This window comes from Sphingomicrobium astaxanthinifaciens (genome assembly GCF_022865105.1).
Lineage (GTDB): Bacteria > Pseudomonadota > Alphaproteobacteria > Sphingomonadales > Sphingomonadaceae > Sphingomicrobium > Sphingomicrobium astaxanthinifaciens.
Genome location: NZ_JAKNYM010000002.1, coordinates 445567 through 466117 on the forward strand (window position 1 = coordinate 445567; position 20551 = coordinate 466117).

The 20551-nt window shown below is 68.9% G+C and carries 23 protein-coding genes and 1 tRNA gene; 9 read left to right on the forward strand and 15 right to left on the reverse strand.

Annotated elements, in window-relative coordinates; translation table 11 throughout:
* Position 1: 1 nt before the first annotated feature.
* Positions 2–760, reverse strand: coding sequence for an SDR family NAD(P)-dependent oxidoreductase (locus L8951_RS05995; protein WP_244382094.1), 759 nt, complete (start codon positions 758–760; stop codon positions 2–4).
* Positions 761–846: 86 nt separating this feature from the next.
* Between L8951_RS05995 and L8951_RS06000 the strand changes: the two genes are divergently transcribed.
* Positions 847–2106 carry a DUF418 domain-containing protein gene (locus L8951_RS06000; RefSeq protein WP_244382095.1) on the forward strand — a complete coding sequence of 420 codons (1260 nt, stop codon included), beginning with the start codon at positions 847–849 and terminating at the stop codon, positions 2104–2106.
* Here the strand turns inward: L8951_RS06000 and L8951_RS06005 are convergent.
* Entirely contained in the window at positions 2103–2552 is a 450-nt protein-coding gene (locus L8951_RS06005; RefSeq protein ID WP_244382096.1) for a peptidylprolyl isomerase, read from the reverse strand. The genes L8951_RS06000 and L8951_RS06005 overlap by 4 nt on opposite strands.
* Positions 2553–2674: 122 nt before the next feature.
* Here L8951_RS06005 and mgtE point away from each other — a divergent pair, with 122 nt between their 5' ends.
* Together mgtE and L8951_RS06015 are read left to right on the forward strand one after the other, a co-directional pair.
* Entirely contained in the window at positions 2675–4063 is a 1389-nt protein-coding gene (mgtE, locus tag L8951_RS06010) for a magnesium transporter (protein WP_244382097.1), read from the forward strand.
* Positions 4064–4102: 39 nt separating this feature from the next.
* The gene (locus tag L8951_RS06015) at positions 4103–4507 is read left to right on the forward strand and encodes a DUF1489 family protein (RefSeq protein ID WP_244382098.1); all 405 of its coding nucleotides are present in this window, start codon (positions 4103–4105) and stop codon (positions 4505–4507) included.
* Here the strand turns inward: L8951_RS06015 and L8951_RS06020 are convergent.
* From L8951_RS06020 to dinB, 4 genes are all read right to left on the reverse strand, one after another.
* Positions 4504–5211, reverse strand: a complete 708-nt coding sequence (locus tag L8951_RS06020; RefSeq protein ID WP_244382099.1) for a GIN domain-containing protein — start codon at positions 5209–5211, stop codon at positions 4504–4506. The genes L8951_RS06015 and L8951_RS06020 overlap by 4 nt on opposite strands.
* A gap of 45 nt (positions 5212–5256) precedes the next feature.
* Entirely contained in the window at positions 5257–5994 is a 738-nt protein-coding gene (locus L8951_RS06025; RefSeq protein WP_244382100.1) for a head GIN domain-containing protein, read from the reverse strand.
* A 206-nt stretch (positions 5995–6200) separates the two neighbouring features.
* Entirely contained in the window at positions 6201–6734 is a 534-nt protein-coding gene (locus tag L8951_RS06030; protein ID WP_244382101.1) for a CarD family transcriptional regulator, read from the reverse strand.
* A gap of 158 nt (positions 6735–6892) precedes the next feature.
* On the reverse strand, positions 6893–7933 hold the full coding sequence (gene dinB, locus L8951_RS06035) for a DNA polymerase IV (RefSeq protein ID WP_244383200.1): 1041 nt from the start codon (positions 7931–7933) through the stop codon (positions 6893–6895).
* Between the two features lie 175 nt (positions 7934–8108).
* Between dinB and sucC the strand changes: the two genes are divergently transcribed.
* On the forward strand, positions 8109–9305 hold the full coding sequence (gene sucC / locus L8951_RS06040) for an ADP-forming succinate--CoA ligase subunit beta (protein ID WP_244382102.1): 1197 nt from the start codon (positions 8109–8111) through the stop codon (positions 9303–9305).
* 48 nt (positions 9306–9353) lie between these two features.
* Here sucC and L8951_RS06045 read toward each other — a convergent pair whose 3' ends face one another.
* Positions 9354–9977 (reverse strand): exopolysaccharide biosynthesis protein, encoded by a 624-nt coding sequence (locus L8951_RS06045; protein ID WP_244382103.1) that lies wholly within the window; start codon positions 9975–9977, stop codon positions 9354–9356.
* A 125-nt stretch (positions 9978–10102) separates the two neighbouring features.
* On the opposite strand from L8951_RS06045, the gene L8951_RS06050 reads away from it, so the two are divergent.
* Entirely contained in the window at positions 10103–10849 is a 747-nt protein-coding gene (locus L8951_RS06050) for an electron transfer flavoprotein subunit beta/FixA family protein (protein WP_244382104.1), read from the forward strand.
* Complete coding sequence (locus tag L8951_RS06055; RefSeq protein WP_244382105.1) at positions 10849–11778, forward strand: electron transfer flavoprotein subunit alpha/FixB family protein; 930 nt, start codon at positions 10849–10851, stop codon at positions 11776–11778. The genes L8951_RS06050 and L8951_RS06055 overlap by 1 nt, the downstream gene beginning before the upstream one ends.
* Positions 11779–11920: 142 nt before the next feature.
* Here the strand turns inward: L8951_RS06055 and L8951_RS06060 are convergent, their stop codons facing one another.
* Together L8951_RS06060 and L8951_RS06065 are read right to left on the reverse strand one after the other, a co-directional pair.
* Positions 11921–12757 (reverse strand): hypothetical protein, encoded by an 837-nt coding sequence (locus tag L8951_RS06060; protein ID WP_244382106.1) that lies wholly within the window; start codon positions 12755–12757, stop codon positions 11921–11923.
* Positions 12758–12851: 94 nt separating this feature from the next.
* Positions 12852–14198 carry a S8 family serine peptidase gene (locus L8951_RS06065; RefSeq protein ID WP_244382107.1) on the reverse strand — a complete coding sequence of 449 codons (1347 nt, stop codon included), beginning with the start codon at positions 14196–14198 and terminating at the stop codon, positions 12852–12854.
* 73 nt (positions 14199–14271) lie between these two features.
* Between L8951_RS06065 and L8951_RS06070 the strand changes: the two genes are divergently transcribed.
* Together L8951_RS06070 and L8951_RS06075 are read left to right on the forward strand one after the other, a co-directional pair.
* Positions 14272–14781 (forward strand): RNA polymerase sigma factor, encoded by a 510-nt coding sequence (locus tag L8951_RS06070; protein ID WP_244382108.1) that lies wholly within the window; start codon positions 14272–14274, stop codon positions 14779–14781.
* Positions 14774–15445, forward strand: a complete 672-nt coding sequence (locus L8951_RS06075; RefSeq protein WP_244382109.1) for an anti-sigma factor — start codon at positions 14774–14776, stop codon at positions 15443–15445. Before L8951_RS06070 ends, L8951_RS06075 begins: the two co-directional genes overlap by 8 nt.
* 4 nt (positions 15446–15449) lie before the next feature.
* On the opposite strand, the gene nhaA is transcribed toward L8951_RS06075, so the two are convergent.
* Positions 15450–16658 (reverse strand): Na+/H+ antiporter NhaA, encoded by a 1209-nt coding sequence (nhaA, locus tag L8951_RS06080; RefSeq protein ID WP_244382110.1) that lies wholly within the window; start codon positions 16656–16658, stop codon positions 15450–15452.
* A 169-nt stretch (positions 16659–16827) separates the two neighbouring features.
* Between nhaA and L8951_RS06085 the strand changes: the two genes are divergently transcribed.
* On the forward strand, positions 16828–18459 hold the full coding sequence (locus tag L8951_RS06085; RefSeq protein ID WP_244382111.1) for a hypothetical protein: 1632 nt from the start codon (positions 16828–16830) through the stop codon (positions 18457–18459).
* A gap of 16 nt (positions 18460–18475) precedes the next feature.
* On the opposite strand, the gene L8951_RS06090 is transcribed toward L8951_RS06085, so the two are convergent.
* The 5 genes from L8951_RS06090 to infA all read right to left on the reverse strand — a co-directional run bounded on the left by L8951_RS06090 (position 18476) and on the right by infA (position 20471).
* A tRNA-Phe gene (locus L8951_RS06090) sits at positions 18476–18551 on the reverse strand.
* A 43-nt stretch (positions 18552–18594) separates the two neighbouring features.
* Positions 18595–18774, reverse strand: a complete 180-nt coding sequence (locus L8951_RS06095) for a DNA gyrase inhibitor YacG (RefSeq protein ID WP_244382112.1) — start codon at positions 18772–18774, stop codon at positions 18595–18597.
* Positions 18764–19669: a ribonuclease E/G gene (locus tag L8951_RS06100; RefSeq protein WP_244382113.1), complete on the reverse strand. Its 906-nt coding sequence runs from the start codon at positions 19667–19669 to the stop codon at positions 18764–18766. Before L8951_RS06100 ends, L8951_RS06095 begins: the two co-directional genes overlap by 11 nt.
* The gene (locus tag L8951_RS06105; protein ID WP_244382114.1) at positions 19662–20237 is read right to left on the reverse strand and encodes a Maf family protein; all 576 of its coding nucleotides are present in this window, start codon (positions 20235–20237) and stop codon (positions 19662–19664) included. Before L8951_RS06105 ends, L8951_RS06100 begins: the two co-directional genes overlap by 8 nt.
* Before the next feature lie 15 nt (positions 20238–20252).
* Positions 20253–20471, reverse strand: coding sequence for a translation initiation factor IF-1 (gene infA / locus L8951_RS06110; RefSeq protein ID WP_147042814.1), 219 nt, complete (start codon positions 20469–20471; stop codon positions 20253–20255).
* Between the last annotated feature and the right edge of the window lie 80 nt (positions 20472–20551).

The following is a 20551-nucleotide window of genomic DNA, read 5'->3' on the forward strand; positions in this document are numbered from 1 at the left end:
GCTATTTCTTGATCAGACCGACGATCTTGCGGACTGCCTTGCGGGTCAGGAAACGGCTGGAATTGGCCGAGATCTTGTTGGCGATGCCGGGCACGACGACGGCCTTGTCGGCCTCGAGCCCCTTGATCCCCGCCGCGACCACCTGTTCGGCGGTCATCTTGACGGCATCGACCGCCGAATTGCCGCCGAACCCCGCGACGTCGCCGAATTCGGTCGCGGTCGGGCCGGGGCAGAGCGCGCTGACGTGGATATTCGACTTGCGCAGTTCCTCGTGGAGCGCCTCGGTGAACGCGAGCACATAGGCCTTGGTCGCGAAATAGACCGCCATGCCGGGGCCCGGCTGGAAGCCCGCGACCGAGGCGACGTTGAGGATGCCGCCGTGGCCGAACCGCTTCATCCCGGGGATGACCCCATGCGCGAGTTCGGTGAGCAGCCCGCAGTTGAGGTCGATCATCTGCCGCTGGCGGGCATTGTCGAGCGCATCGAAGGCGCCGACCAACCCGAACCCCGCGTTGTTGACGAGCGTGCCGACCTGTTCGCCCGCCGAGGCGATGTCGGCGAGCAGGCGGCTGGCGGCGTGCGGCGCCGAGAGGTCCATCGCCACCGCCCTGGCATTGCCAAGGTCGCTGGCGAGCGCCTCGATCCGCTCGCGGCGGCGCGCGACGAGGACGAGGCGGTGCCCCCTGGCGGCATATTGGCGCGCGAACTCGGCGCCGAGCCCGGCCGACGCGCCGGTGATGAGGGTGATCGGCTTGGTCATCCCGGTTGCTTAACCGACCACCGGCGGGGCGAACAGGCTTTGACCGATCATTGACCGGGGTTAAAAGCGCGGCAGGGGGAACTGCCATGAACCGTGCCACCATGCCCGCCGGGCCGATCGATGCCGCCAAGCGGCTGGTGCTGCTCGACGGGGTGCGGGGGCTGGCGCTGCTCGGCATCCTGTTCGCCAACATGACCAGCTTTTCGGGCTGGTATTTCATGGAGCCGTCCCAGAATGCGGCGGTCGCGGTGGGCGCGATCGACCGCTGGATCGACCTCGCCTTCGAGATGCTCGTCCACGGCAAGTTCTACGCGCTCTTCTCGCTGCTGTTCGGCATCGGCTTCGCGCTCCAGCTCGAGCGGATCGAGGCCAGGGGCGAGGGGGCGGGGCGCTATGCGCGGCGGCTCGTCTTCCTCGCGCTGTTCGGGGTGGCGCATATCCTCCTGGTCTGGATCGGCGACATCCTGCTGCTCTACGCGCTGATGGGGTTCGTGCTGCTCGCGCTGCGGGGGCTGCCGACCCGCGCGCTGATCCCCGCCGCCGCCATCTGCTGGCTGCTCCCGGTCGGCTGGGCCGCCTACCAGCAGGCGAGCGGCTTCAATGCCTTCGCCGCGCTGATGCCGCCGATCGCGCCGCTCGCGGCCGCGCTCGACGTGCCCTTCGGGCCGGGCGGGCCGACCGCGATCTGGGAGAGCCCCTACTGGGGGATGCAGATGCGCAGCCATGTCATCGACCTTTACCTGCGCTTCGTCGTCTATCTCGACGAGATGCGTTTCACCAAGGTGCTGGGGATGTTCCTGGTCGGGCTGTGGGTCGGGCGTGCCGGGCTGCACCGCGATCCGGGGGCGCACCGGGCGCTACTCCGCAAGGTCGCGGTCGTGGGGCTCGCGGTCGGGCTGCCCGTCTCGCTCCTTAAGGCGGCGATGGTGCTGGAAATGTGGACGCCGGCGAGCGGCGGGCTCACCCTCTTTGCCGCCACCTACAGCCTCTCGGTGCCGCTGCTCGCGCTCGCCTATGCCGCGCTCGCGGCGCTGGCCTATGCGGCGGGGCGCGAGGGCTGGCTCGGGCTGTTCGCGCCGATGGGGCGGATGGCGCTCACCAACTATCTCGTGCAGTCGGTGCTGCAGGCGTTCATCTTCTTCGGCTTCGGGCTGGGGCTGGTGAACCGCTTCGCGCTTCTCTGGCACGTCCCGCTGACGCTGGCGATCTTCGCGGCGCAGGTGGTCTTCAGCCGCTGGTGGCTGGCGCGGCACCGCTTCGGCCCCGCCGAATGGCTGTGGCGCAGCCTGACCTATGGCAAGGCGCAGCCGATGCGCCTTGCCACGGGCCAGCAGGCGATCGCTTAGGAAACGGTCGCCTTCTCGATCTTGCCGGGATTGGGCACGGGCTCGCCCGTCGGCAGCTGGTCGACATATTCCATGCCGCTCTCGACCTGCCCCCAGACGGTATATTGGTTGTCGAGGAAGCGCGCGTCGTCGAAGCAGATGAAGAACTGGCTGTTGGCCGAGTTGGGATCGGGGGTGCGCGCCATCGAGCAGGTGCCGCGGACATGCGGTTCGCTCGAGAATTCGGCCTTGAGGTCGGGCAGGTCGCTGCCGCCGGTGCCGGTGCCGGTGGGATCGCCGCCCTGCGCCATGAAGCCGGGGATCACGCGGTGGAAGACGACGCCGTCGTAAAAGCCGTCCTGCGCGAGCTTGGTGATCCGCTCGACATGCCCCGGGGCGAGGTCGGGGCGAAGCTTGATGACGACATCGCCGCCAGTCGAAAGGGTGAGGGTCAGGGTATCGGCCATGGATTGTTCCGTCCTTGTGGGTTGCACTCTCCGCCCGCTGTAGCGGGGCCTAGCCGCTTGCGCCACCCGGCGCGCCGTGCCTAAACCCGGGGCACGCGATCCACGGCCTGGAGGGGGACATCATGAGCGAGACCACAGCCTCTCCCGAGGACGAGGACCTGGTGCTCGACGAGGACGATCGCATGCGCCCCGACTTCGTGCGCGAGGTGGTCGAGGACGTGCGCGAGGGGCGGATCGAGGACGCCTGCGCGCTGGTCGCCGAGCTGCACCCCGCCGACCGCGCCGACCTGATCGAGCTCGCCGGGCCCGAGGACCGCCCCGCGATCATCACCGCCTTGGGTAGCCTGATCGATGCCGACGTCTATGCCGAGATGAACGAGCATGTCCGCGAGCTCGTCATCGAGGAGATGGAGCCCGAGGACGCCGCCGACCTCGCGAGCGAAATGGACACCGACGATGCGGTCGCGGTGCTCGAGGATCTCGAGCCCGAGGACCAGCAGGCGATCCTCGAGCGGATGGAGCCCGACGATCGCGCCGCGGTCGAGGAGGCGCTGTCCTACCCCGAGGAGACCGCGGGGCGCATCATGCAGCGCGACCTCATCGCGGTGCCAGAGCATTGGCAGGTCGGCCAGGTCATCGACTATCTGCGCGCAGGCGAGGAACTGACCAGCGATTTCTGGGAAGTGTTCGTGGTCGGGCCCCAGCATCACCCGGTTGGCACGACCAAGCTGTCGACGCTGCTGCGCACCCAGCGCGGGGTGCCAATCACCGACATCATGCAGGAAGAGCAGACGCTGATCCCGGTCGACATGGACCAAGAGGAAGTGGCGCTCAAGTTCCAGAAATATGCGCTCATCTCGGCGGCGGTGGTCGACGACAGCGGGCGGCTGGTCGGCATGATCACGGTCGATGACATCGTCCACATCATCCAAGAAGAAGCGAGCGAGGATACGCTGCTGCTCTCGGGCGCGGGCGAGGGCGACATCAACGAGCCGGTGCGCGAGGCCTATTCGGGGCGCGTGCGCTGGCTCATTGCCAACCTCGGCACCGCGCTGCTCGCCACCCTCGTCATCGCCCAGTTCGAGGACACCATCGCGCGGCTCGCGATTCTTGCCGCGCTGATGCCGATCGTCGCTGCCTTGGGCGGCAATGCGGGCACGCAGGCGCTCGCGGTCACGGTGCGCGCGCTCGCCACCAACCAGCTGACCGGGTCGAACCGGGGGCGGGCGATTCGCCGCGAGGGGCTGGTCGCGCTGATGAACGGGCTGACTATCGCGGTCATCCTTGGCGCCGGGGTGGCGCTGGTGCTCGACCCGATGATCGGCGCGGTGATCGCCGCCGCGATCCTGTTCAACATCCTCGTCGCGGGGCTCGCCGGGGTGCTGGTGCCGGTGGTGCTCGACCGCTTCGGTGCCGACCCCGCGGTCGCGAGCAGCGTGTTCGTCACCACCGTCACCGACACGATGGGCTTCCTCGCCTTCCTCGGGCTGGCCAGCGCGGTGCTGCTCTAAGCGCTTGAAAAGCCGCGCCTATCGCGCCACTTAGGGGCCATGTCCTGCGTGCACATGACCAAGGTGGCCTATGGCTGCGCGAGCCTGCCGACGCTGGAAAAGCGGATCGCGCGGCGCGCGAGCGGGGGCAAGGTGCGCATCGTCACCAAGCGCCGCCCGGTGCGCCATGCCGAGGTCTTGAACGGCGGGCGGCTGCACTGGATCGTCAAGCATCGCATCGTCGCGCGCTCGCAGGTGCTCGCCTTCGAGGAGCGCAAGGACGGGCGCTGGGACATCGTCCTGTCGGACCGGCTCGAACCCTGCGCCGCCTTTCCCAAGCGCGCGCACCAGGGCTGGCGCTATCTCGAGGACAAGGACGCGCCGGGCGAGGAGGATGACGGCAGCGGTATCGGCCAATTGCCGCCGCGGCTCTATGGCAAGCTGGCCGCGCTGGCGCTGGTCTAGCGGCAGCCGGTCACCAGCGGCGCGCCGACCAGCCGCAATTCGCAGCTGGGCCGCCCCGCCAGCATGATCTCGCCGGTGCCGACCGCATCGATCCGCGCCTCGCGCGCCGGGCCGAGCGTGACCGTCGAGGGGCCCTCGACCCCGAGCGTGACGCGGTCGCTCTCGAGCGCTTCGCCGTCGAGCAGCGACATCCCGCGCACGATCAGCGTGGCATCCTCGACCTCGCCCGCGACCCGCGCGCTCGCCGCGCCGTTGAGCGCGAGGTCAAATTGCTCGACCGCGAGTGCGCCGACGGTTCCCCGCCCCGCGCCCTGGAGCGCAAGCCCGAAGCTCGGTCCCTCGACCCGGTCGATGTCGATCAGCCCCGATCCGTTGACCCAGACGCGGCGCAGCCCGTGGGTGCCAAGGCGGATCGCCACCGGCTCGGCGCGATCGCGCTCGCGTCCCGACCAGTTGGAGCGGTCGGCCGAGATGATCAGCGTGCGCCCCTCGACGCGCATCCGCACCCCGTCGAGCGCGGCGGGATTGCCCGTCGCCACCGCGTAGGGCGCGCGCGCGGTCTCGAGCGCGACGCGATACCCGCCGTCGAGCCGGACCTGGTTGAAGTCGGTCACGGTGAAGCGGCGCTCCTGCGCGGGGGCGGCAGGCGCCGCGGCGGGGGCGGCGAGCAGCGCGGCGAGCGCGCAAAGGGCGATGATCCTCATGATCGGGGACCATCGCCCAAGAGGGTTAACAAAGCGGCAAGAGGGCTAGCTGCAGACCACATCGCCCGAGCCGAACTTGGACACCTCGCAGGTCGCCCCGCCGGTCAGCGCGACATCGCCCGAGCCCGCGATCGAGATGTCCGCCTCGCCGCTCACCTGCGCGGTGACGTCGCCCGAACCGGCGATCGCGATATCGGCGCTGGTCACCGCCAGCCCGGGGCCCTCGAACCCGCCCGAGCCCGCGATGGCCACGTCGAGGCTGTCGGCGCGCCCGCCGACCGCGATATCGCCCGACCCGCCGATGTTGAACGAGGCGCGCTTGGTCGCCAGCGCGGGAATGCGCAGGTCGCCCGACCCGGCGATGGTGCCCTCGAACGCCTCGGCGTCGACCGCCTCGAGCCGGATCGTGCCCGACCCCGCGATCGTCGCTTCCTTGAGCGCCGCGGTGGTGATGCGCACGGTGACCTCGGTGCCCTCGGACCAGCGGATGATCGCATTGTCCTCGTCGTCGGGGCGGATCGTCAGCTCGTCCCCCTCGAACTCGAACTCGGTCCGGTTGAGCGCGGCTTCGGGGCCGGTGATCTCGATCGCCGGCGTGTCGCCCTCGACCACGATCACCTCGTAGCGCCCGGCCACCGTCAGGCGCTCGAATTCCTGCGCCTCGATGGTGCGCGTGATCGCCGGGCCGTTCTCGATCTCGATGATGCGTCCATCGTCGATCATGTCGACGCAGCTCGGCACCGCGCCGAGAAGGAGGAGGATGGCGGAGGCCTTGAAGATCATGTGACGGTTCCCTTTGACTGTGTTGCCACCCTAATACGCCGGGCGGCCGGGCGATGCAAGCGCGCCGCGCGTGGCCAGCAAAAAGGCCCGACCGTTGCCGGCCGGGCCTCCTTGGTGATCGTGGTGATCGGGAGAGGCGCCCGTGTCGAGCGTCCCCCGGACGCTCTTAGGCGTCAGAGTCCGCGTCGAGCGTCCCCTGGACGCTCTTAGGCGTCCTCTTTCTCCGCGTTCCAGATCTTGGCGGCGTCGTCGAGCACCTTGATGATCTTCTCGAGCGCGGTCTTCTCGTCGGTCTTTTCCATCGCCGCGAGTTCGCGCGCGAGGCGCGAGGAGGCGGCCTCGAAGATCTGGCGCTCCGAATAGCTCTGCTCGGGCTGGTCGTCGGCGCGGAACAGGTCGCGGGTCACCTCGGCGATCAGGATGAGGTCGCCCGAGTTGATCTTGGCTTCATATTCCTGCGCGCGGCGCGACCACATGGTGCGCTTGACCTTGGGCTTGGACTTGAGCGTTTCCATCGCGTCCTTCATCGCCTTGTCGCTCGACAGCTTGCGCATGCCGGTCGATTCCGCCTTGTTGACGGGGACGCGAAGGGTCATCTTTTCCTTCTCGAAGCGCAGGACGTAGAGGTCGAGCTTGGCACCGGCAATTTCGGTCGACTGCAGTTCGATGACCTTGCCGACACCGTGCTTGGGGTACACGACATAATCGCCGACATCGAAGCTAAGAGCCTTGCTCGCCATATAAAAATCTCCGGTTGGTCACGCTGGACAGGCAAAGGCGGTCGACGTCCCCCGAAGTGACCGGCCCCGTGATGCGTGCAGCGTGTGTTGGTGTTCCTGCATGAAGAAGCCGTCGCGCTCGGGCGGCGGCTCGTGATGACAATTATATAACAGATTTCCTATTCAAATGCGAGTCCCAGTTGTTTTGGGCCACTGATCGCTTCCTCGACCGGCGAGGAAAGCCCCAGACCCAGCAGCCGCACGCCTTTTGCCAACGGAAACAGGGGGCTGAGCAGCGAACGACCCGCGGCGTGGAAGGTTGCCGCGTCGCTCACGGGGGTGGCGAAGCTGCGCGCGCGGGTGATGGTCTCGAAATCGGCATATTTGACCTTGAGGTTGACCGTGCGCCCGACGAACCGGGCGCGCTCGATCCGCTCCCACGCGATCTTCGACACGCGCTCGAGCTCGGCATAGGTCTCCGCCTCGCCGCGCACGTCCTCACCGAAGGTGCGCTCGGCCGAGCAGCTCTTGCGGGTGCGGTCGGCGCGCACCGGGCGCTCGTCGATGCCGCGGGCGATGCGATAGTACCAATCGGCGCTCGAGCCGAAGCGCGCGCGCAGATCGCGGTAGGACCAGGCCGCGAGGTCGGCGCCGGTCTCGATCCCCAGCCGGGTCATCTTCGCCGCGGTCTTGGGGCCGACCCCGTGGAAGCGCTTGACCGGCAGGCTCTGGACGAAGGCGGGGCCACGGGCGGGGGGGATGACGCATAGCCCGTCGGGCTTGTTCTGGTCGCTGGCAAGCTTGGCGATGAACTTGCAATAGGAGACGCCGGCCGACGCGGTGAGGTCGGTCTCGGCCTTGATGCGGGCGCGGATATCCTCGGCGATCGCCTTACCCGAGCCGAGCCCGTGCGGATCCTCGGTGACGTCGAGGAACGCCTCGTCGAGGCTCAGGGGCTGCACCGCCGATGCGTGGATCGCGAAGATCTCGCGGATCTGCCGGCTGACCTCGCGATAGACGTCGAAGCGCGATTTGACGAAGATGAGCTCGGGGCACTTGCGCCGCGCGGTCACGCTCGGCATCGCGCTGCGCACCCCGTAGCGCCGCGCCTCGTAGCTCGCCGCCGCCACCACCCCGCGGTGCCCGCCGCCGACCGCGACCGGGCGTCCTCGCAGTTCGGGATGGTCGCGCTGCTCGACGTTGGCGAAGAAGGCATCCATGTCGACGTGGATGATCTTGCGCCCGTCGGCGCCGGGTTCGGGCAGCGCGTCGGGACCGGAGAGGGAATCGGGGTGCAGGCTCACGATAGCCCTTCCTAGCGCCTTTTCCTCTCGCGCCCGATATGCTTTAGGGCGGCGCGACTCTCTAAATTTATTCGACCCGAAGGACCGACCCATGAACATCCACGAGTATCAGGCCAAGGAACTGCTGAAGAAATTCGGTGCCCCGGTGCCCGCGGGCATCCCCGCGATGAGCGTGGAAGAAGCGGTGGAAGCGGCCAAGCAGCTCCCCGGCCCGCTGTGGGTGGTCAAGGCGCAGATCCACGCCGGCGGCCGCGGCAAGGGCCATTTCAAGGAACTGCCCGAGGGGTCGAAGGGCGGGGTTCGTCTCGCCAAGTCGATCGAGGAAGTCGAGGCGCACGCCAAGGACATGCTCGGCAACACGCTGGTGACGATCCAGACCGGCGACGAGGGCAAGGAAGTCCAGCGCCTCTACGTCACCGACGGGGTCGACATCGACCAGGAATTCTATCTCGCGATGCTGGTCGACCGTGCCTCGGGCCGCCTCGCCATCGTCGCCAGCCCCGAAGGCGGGATGGACATCGAGCAGGTCGCGCATGACACGCCCGAGAAGGTCCACACCTTCACCATCGATCCCGCGACCGGGCTGATGCCTCACCACGGGCGTAGCGTCGCCGCCGCGCTCGGCCTTTCGGGCGACCTTGCCAAGCAGGCCGCCAAGGTCACCGCCGCGCTCTACAAGGCGTTCCTCGGCACCGACGCCTCGCAGATCGAGATCAATCCGCTCGCCGTGTCGGGCGACCAGCTGATGGTGCTCGACGCCAAGGTGGGCTTCGATTCGAACGCCATGTTCCGCCACAAGGATATCGCCGAGCTGCGCGACCTGACCGAGGAAGACCCGATGGAGGTCGAGGCCTCCAAGCACGACCTCGCCTATATCAAGCTCGACGGCGACATCGGCTGCATGGTCAACGGCGCGGGCCTCGCCATGGCGACGATGGACATCATCAAGCTGAACGGCGCCTTCCCCGCCAACTTCCTCGACGTCGGCGGCGGCGCCGACAAGCAGAAGGTCACCGCGGCCTTCAAGATCATCCTGTCGGACCCGGCGGTGAAGGGCATCCTCGTCAACATCTTCGGCGGCATCATGCGCTGCGACACGATCGCCGAAGGCATCGTCGCGGCGGCCAAGGAAGTCCATCTCGACCGCCCGCTGGTGGTCCGGCTCGAGGGCACCAATGTCGACAAGGGCAAGGAGATCCTCAACAATTCGGGTCTCCAGATCATCGCCGCCGACGACCTTGGCGATGCCGCCAGGAAGATCGTCGCGGAGGTCAAGCAGCCGGCCTGAGCCGCGGCTTCATCGAACGGGAAAGGGTCGCTTCGGCGGCCCTTTTCCTTAGCCCCCGCCGCCCATGAGGAGATGGCCGAGCCCGAAGCCGACGGCGGCGAGGCCGAGGCTCACGCTGATCACGAGCAGGAGCCCGTCGCGCACCAGGAGCGCGAGACCGATGAAGACGATCGCCAGCATCGGCCCCGAGCTGGCGAAGGGCAGCACCTCGAGGAAGGGCACCGCCGCGCACAGCGCGAGGATCACCACCGCGGCGAGCTTCATGAAGACCCCCGCGGTGAGGTGCCGAAGCCGGCGGTGGAACCACTGGTCCATCCGGTCGGCCACGCCCTCGGCCTTCTCGGCTGCTTTCCGCAGTCTTTCGCCCGTGACGCGGCGGTTTTCGATGATGTCGGGGATCCAGATGCGCTTGCGCCCGAACAGCATCTGGACGGCGAAGATCGCCACGATGATCGCGAGGATGGTGGGCACGCCGGGGATCGCGCCGAGCGGGGTGATCTCGAGCAGCGCGGGTACGATGAGGAAGGGCGCATAGGTGCGCGTGCCGAAGGCATCGGCGATGTCGCCGACCGACACGCAGGCCTTCTCCTCGCCGATCTCCTCGAGCCCCTCGACGATGTCGCCGACCGACTTAACCGGGCCCAGTTCGCCCTTGCTGTCATGCGTGCTCATGGCGAAAGAACACCGCTCCGCCGCGAAATGTTGCGTTTCCGGCCGCTACGGAACTTGCGCCATTTGACGCGCGCTCAATAGCCAAGCATATCGCACTCGAAATTTCAGTCAGGAGAAGTCAGCCCATGAAGCTGCTGGTCGCCGTCAAACGGGTGATCGACTATAACGTCAAGCCGCGCATCAAGCCCGATGGCAGCGGAGTCGATCTCGCCAACGTCAAGATGAGCATGAACCCCTTCGACGAAATCGCCGTCGAGGAAGCGGTTCGCTTGAAGGAAGCGGGCAAGGCGGAGGAGATCGTCGCGGTCTCGATCGGCCCGGCCAAGGCGCAGGAAACGCTGCGCACCGCGCTCGCGATGGGCGCCGACCGCGCGATCCTCATCCAAACCGATGAAGACGTCGAACCGCTGGGCGTCGCCAAGCTGCTCGCCAAGGTCGCCGCCGACGAGAACCCCGACATGGTGGTGCTCGGCAAGCAGGCGATCGACGACGACAGCAACGCGACCGGCCAGATGCTCGCCGCGCTGCTCGACTGGGGGCAGGGCACCTTCGCCTCGAAGGTCGAGCCGCAGGACGGCGCGGTCAGCGTTACCCGCGAGATCGACGGCGGGCTCGAGACGGTGAAGCTGCAGCTTCCGGCGGTGGTCACCACCGACCTTCGCCTCAACGAGCCGCGCTATGCCTCGCTGCCCAACATCATGAAGGCCAAGAAGAAGCCGCTCGATGTGAAGACGCCCGACGACTATGGCGTCGACATCACACGCCGGCTGACCATCACCAACGTCGCCCCGCCGCCCACCCGCGAAGCGGGCGAGAAGCTCGAGAGCGTCGATGCCCTCGTCGCCAAGCTCAAAGAACTGGGAGTTGCCTGATGAAGACGCTTGTTCTCGTCGAACATGACGGCGCCGCCATCAAGGACGCCACCCTTTCCACCGTCACCGCGGCCGCCAAGCTGGGCGAGGTGCACCTGCTCGTCGTCGGCAAGGACGTCGGCGCCGTCGCCGAGGCCGCCGCCAAGATCGCCGGCGTCGGCAAGGTGCATGTCGCCGATGCCGCGCATCTCGAGCACCAGCTCGCCGAGGATGTCGCGCCGATCATCGTCGACCAGATGGGTCACCATGACGCCTTCCTCGCGCCCGCGACCACGACCGGCAAGAACGTCGCCCCGCGCGTCGCCGCCAAGCTCGACGTCGCGCAGGTCAGCGACATCATCGCGGTCGACGGCGCCGACACCTTCAAGCGCCCGATCTACGCGGGCAACGCCATCGCGACGGTCCAGTCGTCGGACGCGAAGAAGGTGATCACCGTGCGCGGCACCGCCTTCGACAAGGCCGCCGCCGAGGGCGGTTCGGCCGAGATCGAGGCGATCGACGCGGGTTCGGCCAGCGCCAAGTCGAGCTTCGTTTCGGCCGAGCTCTCCGACGGCGACCGTCCCGAGCTGACCAGCGCGGGGGTGATCGTCTCGGGCGGGCGTGCCTTCGGGTCGAACGAGCAGTTCCACGCGCTGCTCGACCCGCTCGCCGACAAGCTGGGCGCCGCCGTCGGCGCGAGCCGCGCCGCGGTCGACGCGGGCTATGCCCCCAACGACTACCAGGTCGGCCAGACCGGCAAGATCGTCGCCCCCGAGGTCTATATCGCGATCGGCATCTCGGGCGCGATCCAGCACCTCGCGGGGATGAAGGATTCGAAGGTCATCGTCGCCATCAACAAGGACGAGGAAGCGCCGATCTTCCAGGTCGCCGATCACGGCCTCGTCGGCGATCTCTTCCAGATCGTCCCCGAGCTGACCGAGAAGCTCTAGGGCTCGACACCCCACGAAAAGATGGAAGGGCGGCCCTGCGAAAGCGGGGCCGCCCTTCTCTATTTCGCGAGGAGCGTGGGGTTGGGGGAAGCGGCGCGCCGGAGCGGGTTGGCGCGCCGCAGGGCCCCTCGCGACGGTGCGCCTAGTTGGCGCGTTCGTCCTCGTCGGCGCGTCCGCGCGCGCGCGCTTCGGCGCTACCGTTGGCCGAGGCCGACCCCGACAGGGTCAGCGCGCCGTTCGCGGGGACCGAAGGCGTTTCGGGCAGCGCGGGGACCGCGAGCGCCTCGCCTTGCGCATCGCCCGAGGCGGCGCCCTGCGCATTGCCCGACGCGGCGCCGCTGGCCGACCCGGCGGCGCGCGTTGCGCCCTGCGCGAGCGACCCGACCAGCGTCCCGCCGGCTTCACCGCTGCCCTGCGCCGCGCCGCGGGCGCGCCCCGCGGCGGTGCCGCTCGCCGCGCCCGCGGCAGAGGTCACGCCGTTGCCCGCCGCGCGCACCGCGTCGGTGCCGACCAGCCGCGCGCTGCCGCCCGCCGACTGCTCGGTCGAGGCCGAGCCCGAACCGGCGAGACCGGCGCTGCCGAGGCCCGCCGCGTCGACCGCGCCGTCGGTCACCGCGTCGACCGACCCCGCGAGCCCGACATTGCCCGAGGCCGACCCGCTGCCGGGATCGATCGAGCGGTTGACCGAGCCCGACAGCGTTCCGTCGGCGATCCCGGCGACGCTGCCCGAGACCGAGCGCGCGCCATTGCCGACGAGGTCGCCGCCCAGCGCGCCGGTGACCCCGCCGCGCCCCGACAAGGCGCCATCGACGGTGCCGCGCACCCCGCGCCCGAGGTCGCCGCCGAGCGACCCGCCCGCCGAGCCGCCGAGCGTCTGGTTGACGGTGCCGCCGACATTGCCGAGCAGCTGCGCCGAGGCGGCGGCGGGAACGAGCGTGCTGGAAGCGGCGAGGGTGGCAATGATCATCATGGTCTTCATGGATCGTCTCCTTTGCTGTTGCGAGGGGCCTCGAAGCCCCCGATCCGCGAACAAAACGACACCCCCTGGGGGCTTCATCCCGGGCGGCGAAAAATTATTTCGCGGCGACCGTTTCGGGGTCGACCCGGCACGGCAGGCAGACCACGCCCTTGCCGACGCGGCCGCGTCCCTTGACCGCCTCGCGCTCGAGCGCGGCGCGCGATCCCGCCAGCGCGAGGCGGGCGCTCGCGAGCGGCGCGGCGAAGCTGGTGCCGCGCACCTCGACATAGCCTCCCGCCGGCGCCGCGGCGGCGAGGTCGGCGCCGGGGGCGGCGAAGGCGAGGTTGCGATTGCGCGTCGCCTCGCGCAGCGCGCGGCGATCCTCGTCGACCCCGGTGACCGCGACCACGCCGTCGTAGGAAGCGGGATAGGCGGGGGGCGCGGCGGGGCCGTCATTGCCGACCGCGGCGACGATCGCGACCCCGCGTGCGCGCGCGGCGGCGACCGCGCGTTCGATCAGCCGGTTGGGCGGCCCGACGAGGCTGATGTTGACGACCTCGGCACCGTTGGCGGCGGCCCAGCCGATCGCGCGCGCGATGACGCTGGCCGCGCCCGCGGCGGGGTTGCCCCCGTAGACGTCGGCGACGAGCAGCTCGAGCCCGGGCGCGGCGCCGCGAAAGCGCCCCTCCTGCCCGAGCAACAGCGAGGCGACCGCGGTGCCATGCCCGGTGGCCACCGCCTTGCCGCTGAGGCCGCGCTGGCGGATCGCGGCGCCGCGCATCGCGGCATGCGCGGCCACCCCGCCGTCGATGATCGCGACCTTGTGCCCGCGCCCGAGGGTGGAGCGCGCGCTCGCCGCCAGCGCCGTGCTGGCGGGCAGCAGCGCGCCGCCCGCCGGCTCGAAGACATGGTTGTAGTCGACCGCATCCTCGCCGACGAGCCGAACGAGCCGCTTGTGCGCCTCGCGCACGTCGTCGTCCTCGGGCCCGATCGCGACCACCACCAGCTCGATCCCGAGCCCCTCGATGGTCTCGCGGCGCAGCGGCTCGAAGCCGTTGGCCTGCGCGCGGGCGATGGTCAGCGCGTCGGGCGCGACGAGCAACAGTTCGCCGCGGCGCACCGGGTTGCGGTCGCGGTCGCGGTCGAGCTGCTCGGGATGGTCGGCGATGAGCTGGGCGAGCCGCTGCTCACGGAGGTCGGCGAGGAGGCGGCGGGGCAGGTTGCCGACCGCCGCGCTCGCGCGCGCGCCGGTCCCGCGATCGAGCGACGGCAGCGCGCTGGCCTGCGCGGCCTGCTGCTCCTCGCCGCTCAACCCGTCGAGCAGCCCGATCCCGGTCGGCGGCAGTGGCGGCAGCGCCCCGCGCACCGGCGCGACGAGCTGGCCCGGGCTGGGCAGCAGCTGTGCCGAGGCGGGGCTGGCGGCGAGCGCGAGGCTGGCAAGCAGGACGAGACGGGTGGACATGGATAAATTCCTAAAACATTGTCGTGGGCGAATGAAACGACGTTCGGCCGTCGTTTCATCCGCATGAGGTGGAATGTCCGACAATCACGATCGCTTCGCGCGCCTGTTCTCGCCCGTCTATCCCCGTCTGCGACGCTTCGCGCACGGGCTGACCGGCAGTCCGGCCGACGCCGACGACCTTGTGCAAAATGCCGCCGAACGCGGGATGAACAAGTTCGCGCAATATCAGGAGGGCACGCGGTTCGATTCGTGGATGTTCCGGATCACCCGCAACCTGTGGATCGACACGACGCGCGCGAGGGGCCGCCGCGATGCGCGCGAGCTGCCCGAGGCGGCGGGGCTGGCGGTGGGGCACGACCCGCGCCCGGCGACCGAGGCGCGGCTCGACCTTGGCCGCGCGATGGAGATGATGGCGCGCCTGCCCGCCGAGCAACGCGAGGTCGTCGCGCTGATCCTGCTCGAGGGGATGGGCTACCGCGAGGTGGCCGAACTGCTCGACCTGCCGATCGGCACGGTGTCGAGCCGGCTGGTGCGCGGGCGCAAGGCGCTGCTCGAGATGCTGGGAGAGGCGACGAATGACTGACGAGGAAGAATTTTTCGCCTGGCTCGACGGCGAGCTGGACGCCGAGGCATCGGCGCGGGTCGCGGCGCGCGTCGCCGCGGACCCCGCGCTCGAGGCGCTCGCCGCCGAGCACCGCGAACTGGGCGACCAGCTGCGCGGCGCCTTCGCCCCGACGCTGGCCCCCATGCCCGCCGAGCTGCTTGCCTCCCGCCCGGGCGCGGAGCGCGTGGCGGCCAACGACAACCGCCGCTGGGCGAGCGGGCTCGCGATCGCCGCCAGCCTCGCGGTGGCGTTCCTCTTCGGCACGCAAATCGGGGGCGGGGGCGAAGGCGCCGGGCCGGGGCTGGTCGGACAGGTCGACGGAATGGTGGTGGCGCAAGGGCCGCTCGCCGCCGCGCTCGACACCCGGCTCGCGGCCGATCCCGCGGGGGAGGTGCGGATCGGGCTTACTTTCGCCGACGGCGCCGACCGGCTGTGCCGCAGCTTCGCCGCGCCGGGCGCGCAGGGGGTCGCCTGCCGCCAGCGCGGCGACTGGGCGATCGAGGGGCTGTTCGCGGGCCCCGGGGAAGTGGGCGACTATCGGATGGCGAGCGGGGGCGACCCGCGCGTGGCCGAGCTGGTCGACGCGCTGATCGTCGGCGAGCCCTATGACGCCGCCGCCGAGGCGGCCGCGCTCGGGCGCTGATCGCCTACTCGCGATCCTCCCCGAACAGGTCGCCCGCGCGCTCGAGATCGTCGCTGCGGCTCGGCAGCGGCGGGGTGAAGCGAAGCACGGCATAACCCGCCAGCGCCGACAGGAGCGAGCCCGCGAGCGTGCCGATCTTGGCCGCGTCGACCAGCTCGGGCTGCCCGGGGAAGGCGAGCCCGCCGATGAACAGGCTCATCGTGAAGCCGATCCCGCACAGCATCGCGGCGCCGTAGATCTGCGCCCAGCGGGTGCCGCGCGGGCGCGTCGCGAGCCGCATCTTCACCGCGCCGTAGATCGCGCCATAGACGCCGATCTGCTTGCCCACGAAGAGCCCGAGCATGATCCCGAGCGGGAGCGGCTGGAACAGCGCGTCGATATTGTCGGGCAGCGCCACCCCGGCGGCGACGAAGCCGAAGATCGGCACGATGCCGAACATCACCCACGGATGGATGTCATGCTCGAGCTGGCGCAGCGGCGACTTCTTCTCGCCGCTGCCGAGCGGGATGGTGAGCGCGGCCATCACCCCGGCGATGGTCGCATGCACCCCCGAGGCCAGGACGAGATACCACAGGACGACGAAGCCGATGATGTACCACAGCAGCCGCCGCACCCCGTACATCGCCATCACCGCCATCATCCCCATCACCGCCAGCGCGCCCCCCAGCGCATAGGTGTTGAGGTCGGCGGTATAGAAGAGCGCGATGATGATCACCGCGCCGATGTCGTCGACGATCGCGATGGTCACGAGCAGCAGCTTGATCGAGGCCGGGGCGTAGCGCCCGAGGATCGCGATCACCCCGATCGCGAAGGCGATGTCGGTCGCCGCGGGGATCGCCCAGCCGTTGATGCTGGCGGGGTCGCCCCCGGTGACCGCGACGAAGACTAGGGCGGGGATCGCCATGCCGCCGATCGCGGCGATGATCGGCAGGCGGCGTTCGCGCGGGGAGGACAGGCGGCCCTCGAACCATTCGCGCTTCACCTCGAGCCCGACGAGCAGGAAGAAGACCGCCATGAGGCCGTCGACCACCCAATATTCCACGCTGAAGACCCCGAAGCGCGGCCATTCGGGGCCGAACTTGAACTTGAGGAGCTTCTCGTAGGCTTCCGCCATCGGCGAATTGGCGAGGATGAGCGCCAGCGCGGCGGCGCCGATCAGTACCAGGCCGGCAAGCTTTTCCTGCGCGGCGACGTCTTGAGGGGTCTTGGCCATGACGCCTGATAGACAGAGGGGCGGGCCCTCGCCAAGGGGAAAGGCAGGACAGGGTCGATTATCGCCGCTCGGTGACCGAAAAAGCCGGCAAGAAGGGCAAGGTTGATTGTTAATCTGTGTCGCGTTAGCAAAATCTTGCTCGGGACCCGAGACCGTATGGGGGGAATAAATGAGAAAGACTGTCTTGCTGCTGTCGGCGGCGTCGCTCGCGCTGACGAGCGGTTGCGCAACCTCGCTGCACACCGAGCGCGATTATCGGTTCACGGACGAGGCGGCTGTGTTGGGGGTGCCTTACCACCTTCCCATGCTGCAGTATGAAGTGACGCTGACGACGACCCTGGCGTCGTGCGAGGGCCTCACAAAGGATGGGAAGCCCGATGGAAATCCGAATGTAAGGCTCTTGTCGAAAGTCGAGGCGACGCCCCATCATGTTCCGGGCGAAACCTATCTGCTCGATTATCGACAACTGTCGAACTGGGCCAAGACCAGCAGTTTCGAGCTGACCGACCATGAGAAGACTGGCACGCTGGCCACGCTCAACGCCTCGGCCGAGGACCGGAGCGCGCAGATCTTCGGATCGGTCGTGGAGACGGTCATCGGGATGGCCGCCTTGGGCGCGGGGATACCCAAGGTGGAAACGACCGCCGCGAACGGCGAAAAAGAGGTCAAAAACGTCCCCGTGCTGGAATGCTCTGAGTACGCCAAAAAGGCACTCGCCGCGCTTCGGGAGCAGACCGAAACCGTCGAGACATTGGGCGGCAAGTTGAAGGTCGTGACCGCGCAGATCGAGAAGCTTAACAATCATAGTGGGGCATTGGCCGAGACGGAAAAAACGAATTTGCTGAAGGCCGGCGGATTGCTCGACCAGCAAAAACATCTGACCACTGCGCTCAAGGCCGCGCGCGCCACTTTGCTTCAGCAACAGCGCGATCTCGGCATTGTGCGGACGATCAGATGGCCCAGCAAGTTTTCCCGGGAAAACAAGGAAAGCTTCTCGATGGACGAGCAATCCCGTGCGCGTCTCGCCAAACTGGTGGCCATCAAAGAAATTCCCGAAACGACACGGACGACACAGGTCGAATGTAAGGCGGAGGAAACGGGGGTGGAATGCCTCACGCGGGGTACGGGTATCACCTTGTCAATTGATCCGCTGACGACGCAGGCTGTCCGGTCGGTGGCCAGCAGGAGGCGGGACCAGCAAGACCAAGAGGCGTCGAACCGATGGGCTTATGACCCCGCAAGGGCGCAAGCCGGCCTGTTCGTGCGTCCGCCCGGCCGTGGACAGTTGGTCGCGCGCCGGACAGGCGACGGGACAGAATTGCTACGCGGCAAGGTGCAGGCTGTCCCGCAACTCGGCCAATTGCGATTGCTGCCCTTTTCCAACGGCAGGTTGGAAAATAACGCGTTGACGCTTGAGCTACGTACTGACGGTGCGATCAAGTCGATTAAGTACGAAGATAAGGCCGCTGCCGGCGAGGTCGCTGCCAAAGCGGCGGCTGATGCCGTCGGCCAGTTCGGCGCGCTGGCGCAGGCATTGCGCGACGATCGTGAAGCCGATGCGGCAGCCGCGCTCGCCCAGATCGAAGCCGATCGCGATGCCGAACTCGCCGCGCTGCAATTCGAAATCGATCGGGAGACAAAAGAACAGGCGCTCCTCCAGCTAAAGGCCGGGCCCGAGGTCAGTCCGACCGCCGCCTACGAGGCACAGACGGCCGCCGCCGAGGCGCGCACGGTGCTCCTCAACGCCCTCGTCGCCGAGTTGGTCGCGCAACGCAAATTCGAGGCGGAGCAGGGCTCTTGACGGCGCTGTAGGGAAATGGTGCCTGGGGACGGGATCGAACCGCCGACACTGCGATTTTCAGTCGCATGCTCTACCAACTGAGCTACCCAGGCGCCGGGGCAAAAACGGCGGACGCCGCTTGCGGTGAAGGCGCCTCTAGCGAGCCTCATCCTCGCTGTCCAGCCCTTCTTGCACGACCGCCGGGCCGGGGATGCGATAGCCGTCGCCGAGCCATTGCAACAGGTCGCGATCCTTGCACCCGCGCGAGCAGAAGGGGCGAAATTCGCGCGCCGTCGGCTGGGCGCAGATCGGGCAGGCGGGGGGCTTAGGCGACATAGGCCCCGGACATGGCAAGGCCCGGCGCATCCTTCAAGTTGACCGCGCCGCCGATTCGCCGTTCGAGCGCGGCGATCCAGTCGGGCCGCAGCGCCGCGATGACCGCGGGATGGGCATGGAGCGTGGCCGCGCCGACGTGGGTCGCGGCGCGGCGCAGCAGCGCGCGCGCCTCGAAGGCGGCGCGATCGGCCGCAAGGTCGATCAGGCTGGCGCGGGTCTTGGGGCGCACCACCTGGACGAAGCCGAAGCCGTTCATCGCGGTCCGCTCGAAGGGTTTCGCCAGATAGTCGTCGAGGATGTCGCCGACCTGCTTGCGCGCCGCGCGCCCCTCGAGGCTGGGAAAGTCGATCCCGGTCGACCCGCCGAGGTCGAGGCGGCGGATGGCGCGGGCGCTCGCCCAGGCGGCCATCTGGCCGAGCTTGTCGGGGACCAGCCAGCCGTCGACGTCGATCATCGTCATGGCGGCGGTCGGCTCGATGCGCAGCTGGCCGCCGTCGAAGTCGACGAGCCCGGTGCGCGCTTCCTCGAGCACTTCGTCCCAGCCCGCGATGGTGCCCGACCTGCCCTCGGCGAGCGGGGGGGCGGGGGCGGGATCCGCGTCGGTCTGGACCGCGAGCGCGCGTTTCCACGGCTCGGCGCCGCCGAGCGCCTCGCGGGTGACGCGGATGCGGATCGTGGCGCCCTCGCTGATGCCCGAGGCGCCGCGCGGCAGGAGGAATTGCTCGCCCGCCGCCTCGACGGTGACCCGCGGGGCGATGGCGAGCAACCGGGCATCGAGAATGGTCCCCGCGGGGGTCACCCCGTCGCGGCGCACGCGCGCTTCGAGGACGTCATCGCCCTCGACCAGCGCGGCACGGGTCTCGCCGATGCCGTCCTCGATGATCCACTCAGGCAAGGGGGTAGCCCGCGGCCTTGAGCATGTTGCGCGTTTCCCCCAGCGGCAGCCCGACGACGTTGGAATGGCTGCCATGGATGAAGCGGACATAGACTTCGCCATAGCCCTGCAGCCCATAGCCGCCCGCTTTGCCCATCCATTCCTCGGTCATCGCCGCGTAGGTGTCGATTTCCTCCGCGCTCAGCCGCTTCATCGCGACGATCGTCTCGACCACCTTCTCCCACTGGCGCCCGTCGGGGGCGATGGCGGCGATGCCGGTGAAGACGCGGTGGCGGCGGCCCGAAAGCAGCGCGAGGCAGTCGCGCAGCGTCGCTTCGTCCTCGGCCTTGGGAAGGATGCGGCGACCCACGGCAACGACCGTGTCGCCCGCCAGCACGAGCGCGTGGCGATGGCGCTGCGCGACCGCGGCGGCCTTCTCGCTGGCGAGGCGGCCGGCGTGCGGGCGCGGCAATTCGCCCGGCGCCGGGTCCTCGTCGATATGCGCGGGATCGATGACGTCGGGCGTCACGCCGATGCGCGCCAGCAGGTCGCGGCGGCGTGGGGAAGCCGATGCGAGGACGAGCTTCATGGTGGCGCTGGCGCCTTACTTGAAGCGGTAGGTTATCCGACCTTTGGTCAGGTCGTAGGGGGTGAGTTCGACGAGGACTTCATCGCCGGTCAGCACGCGGATGCGGTTCTTGCGCATCTTGCCGGCGGTATGTCCGAGGATCTCGTGGCCGTTCTCCAGCTCGACGCGGAACATCGCGTTGGGCAGCAGCTCGACCACCCGACCCCGCATCTCGAGAAGTTCTTCCTTGGCCAATGTCCATCCTTCTTAGCGGTTCGTGTGGAGCACCGCCCTTAGCGGGAAGGGGCTGAAAAAGAAAGCGGGAGCGTGGGGTC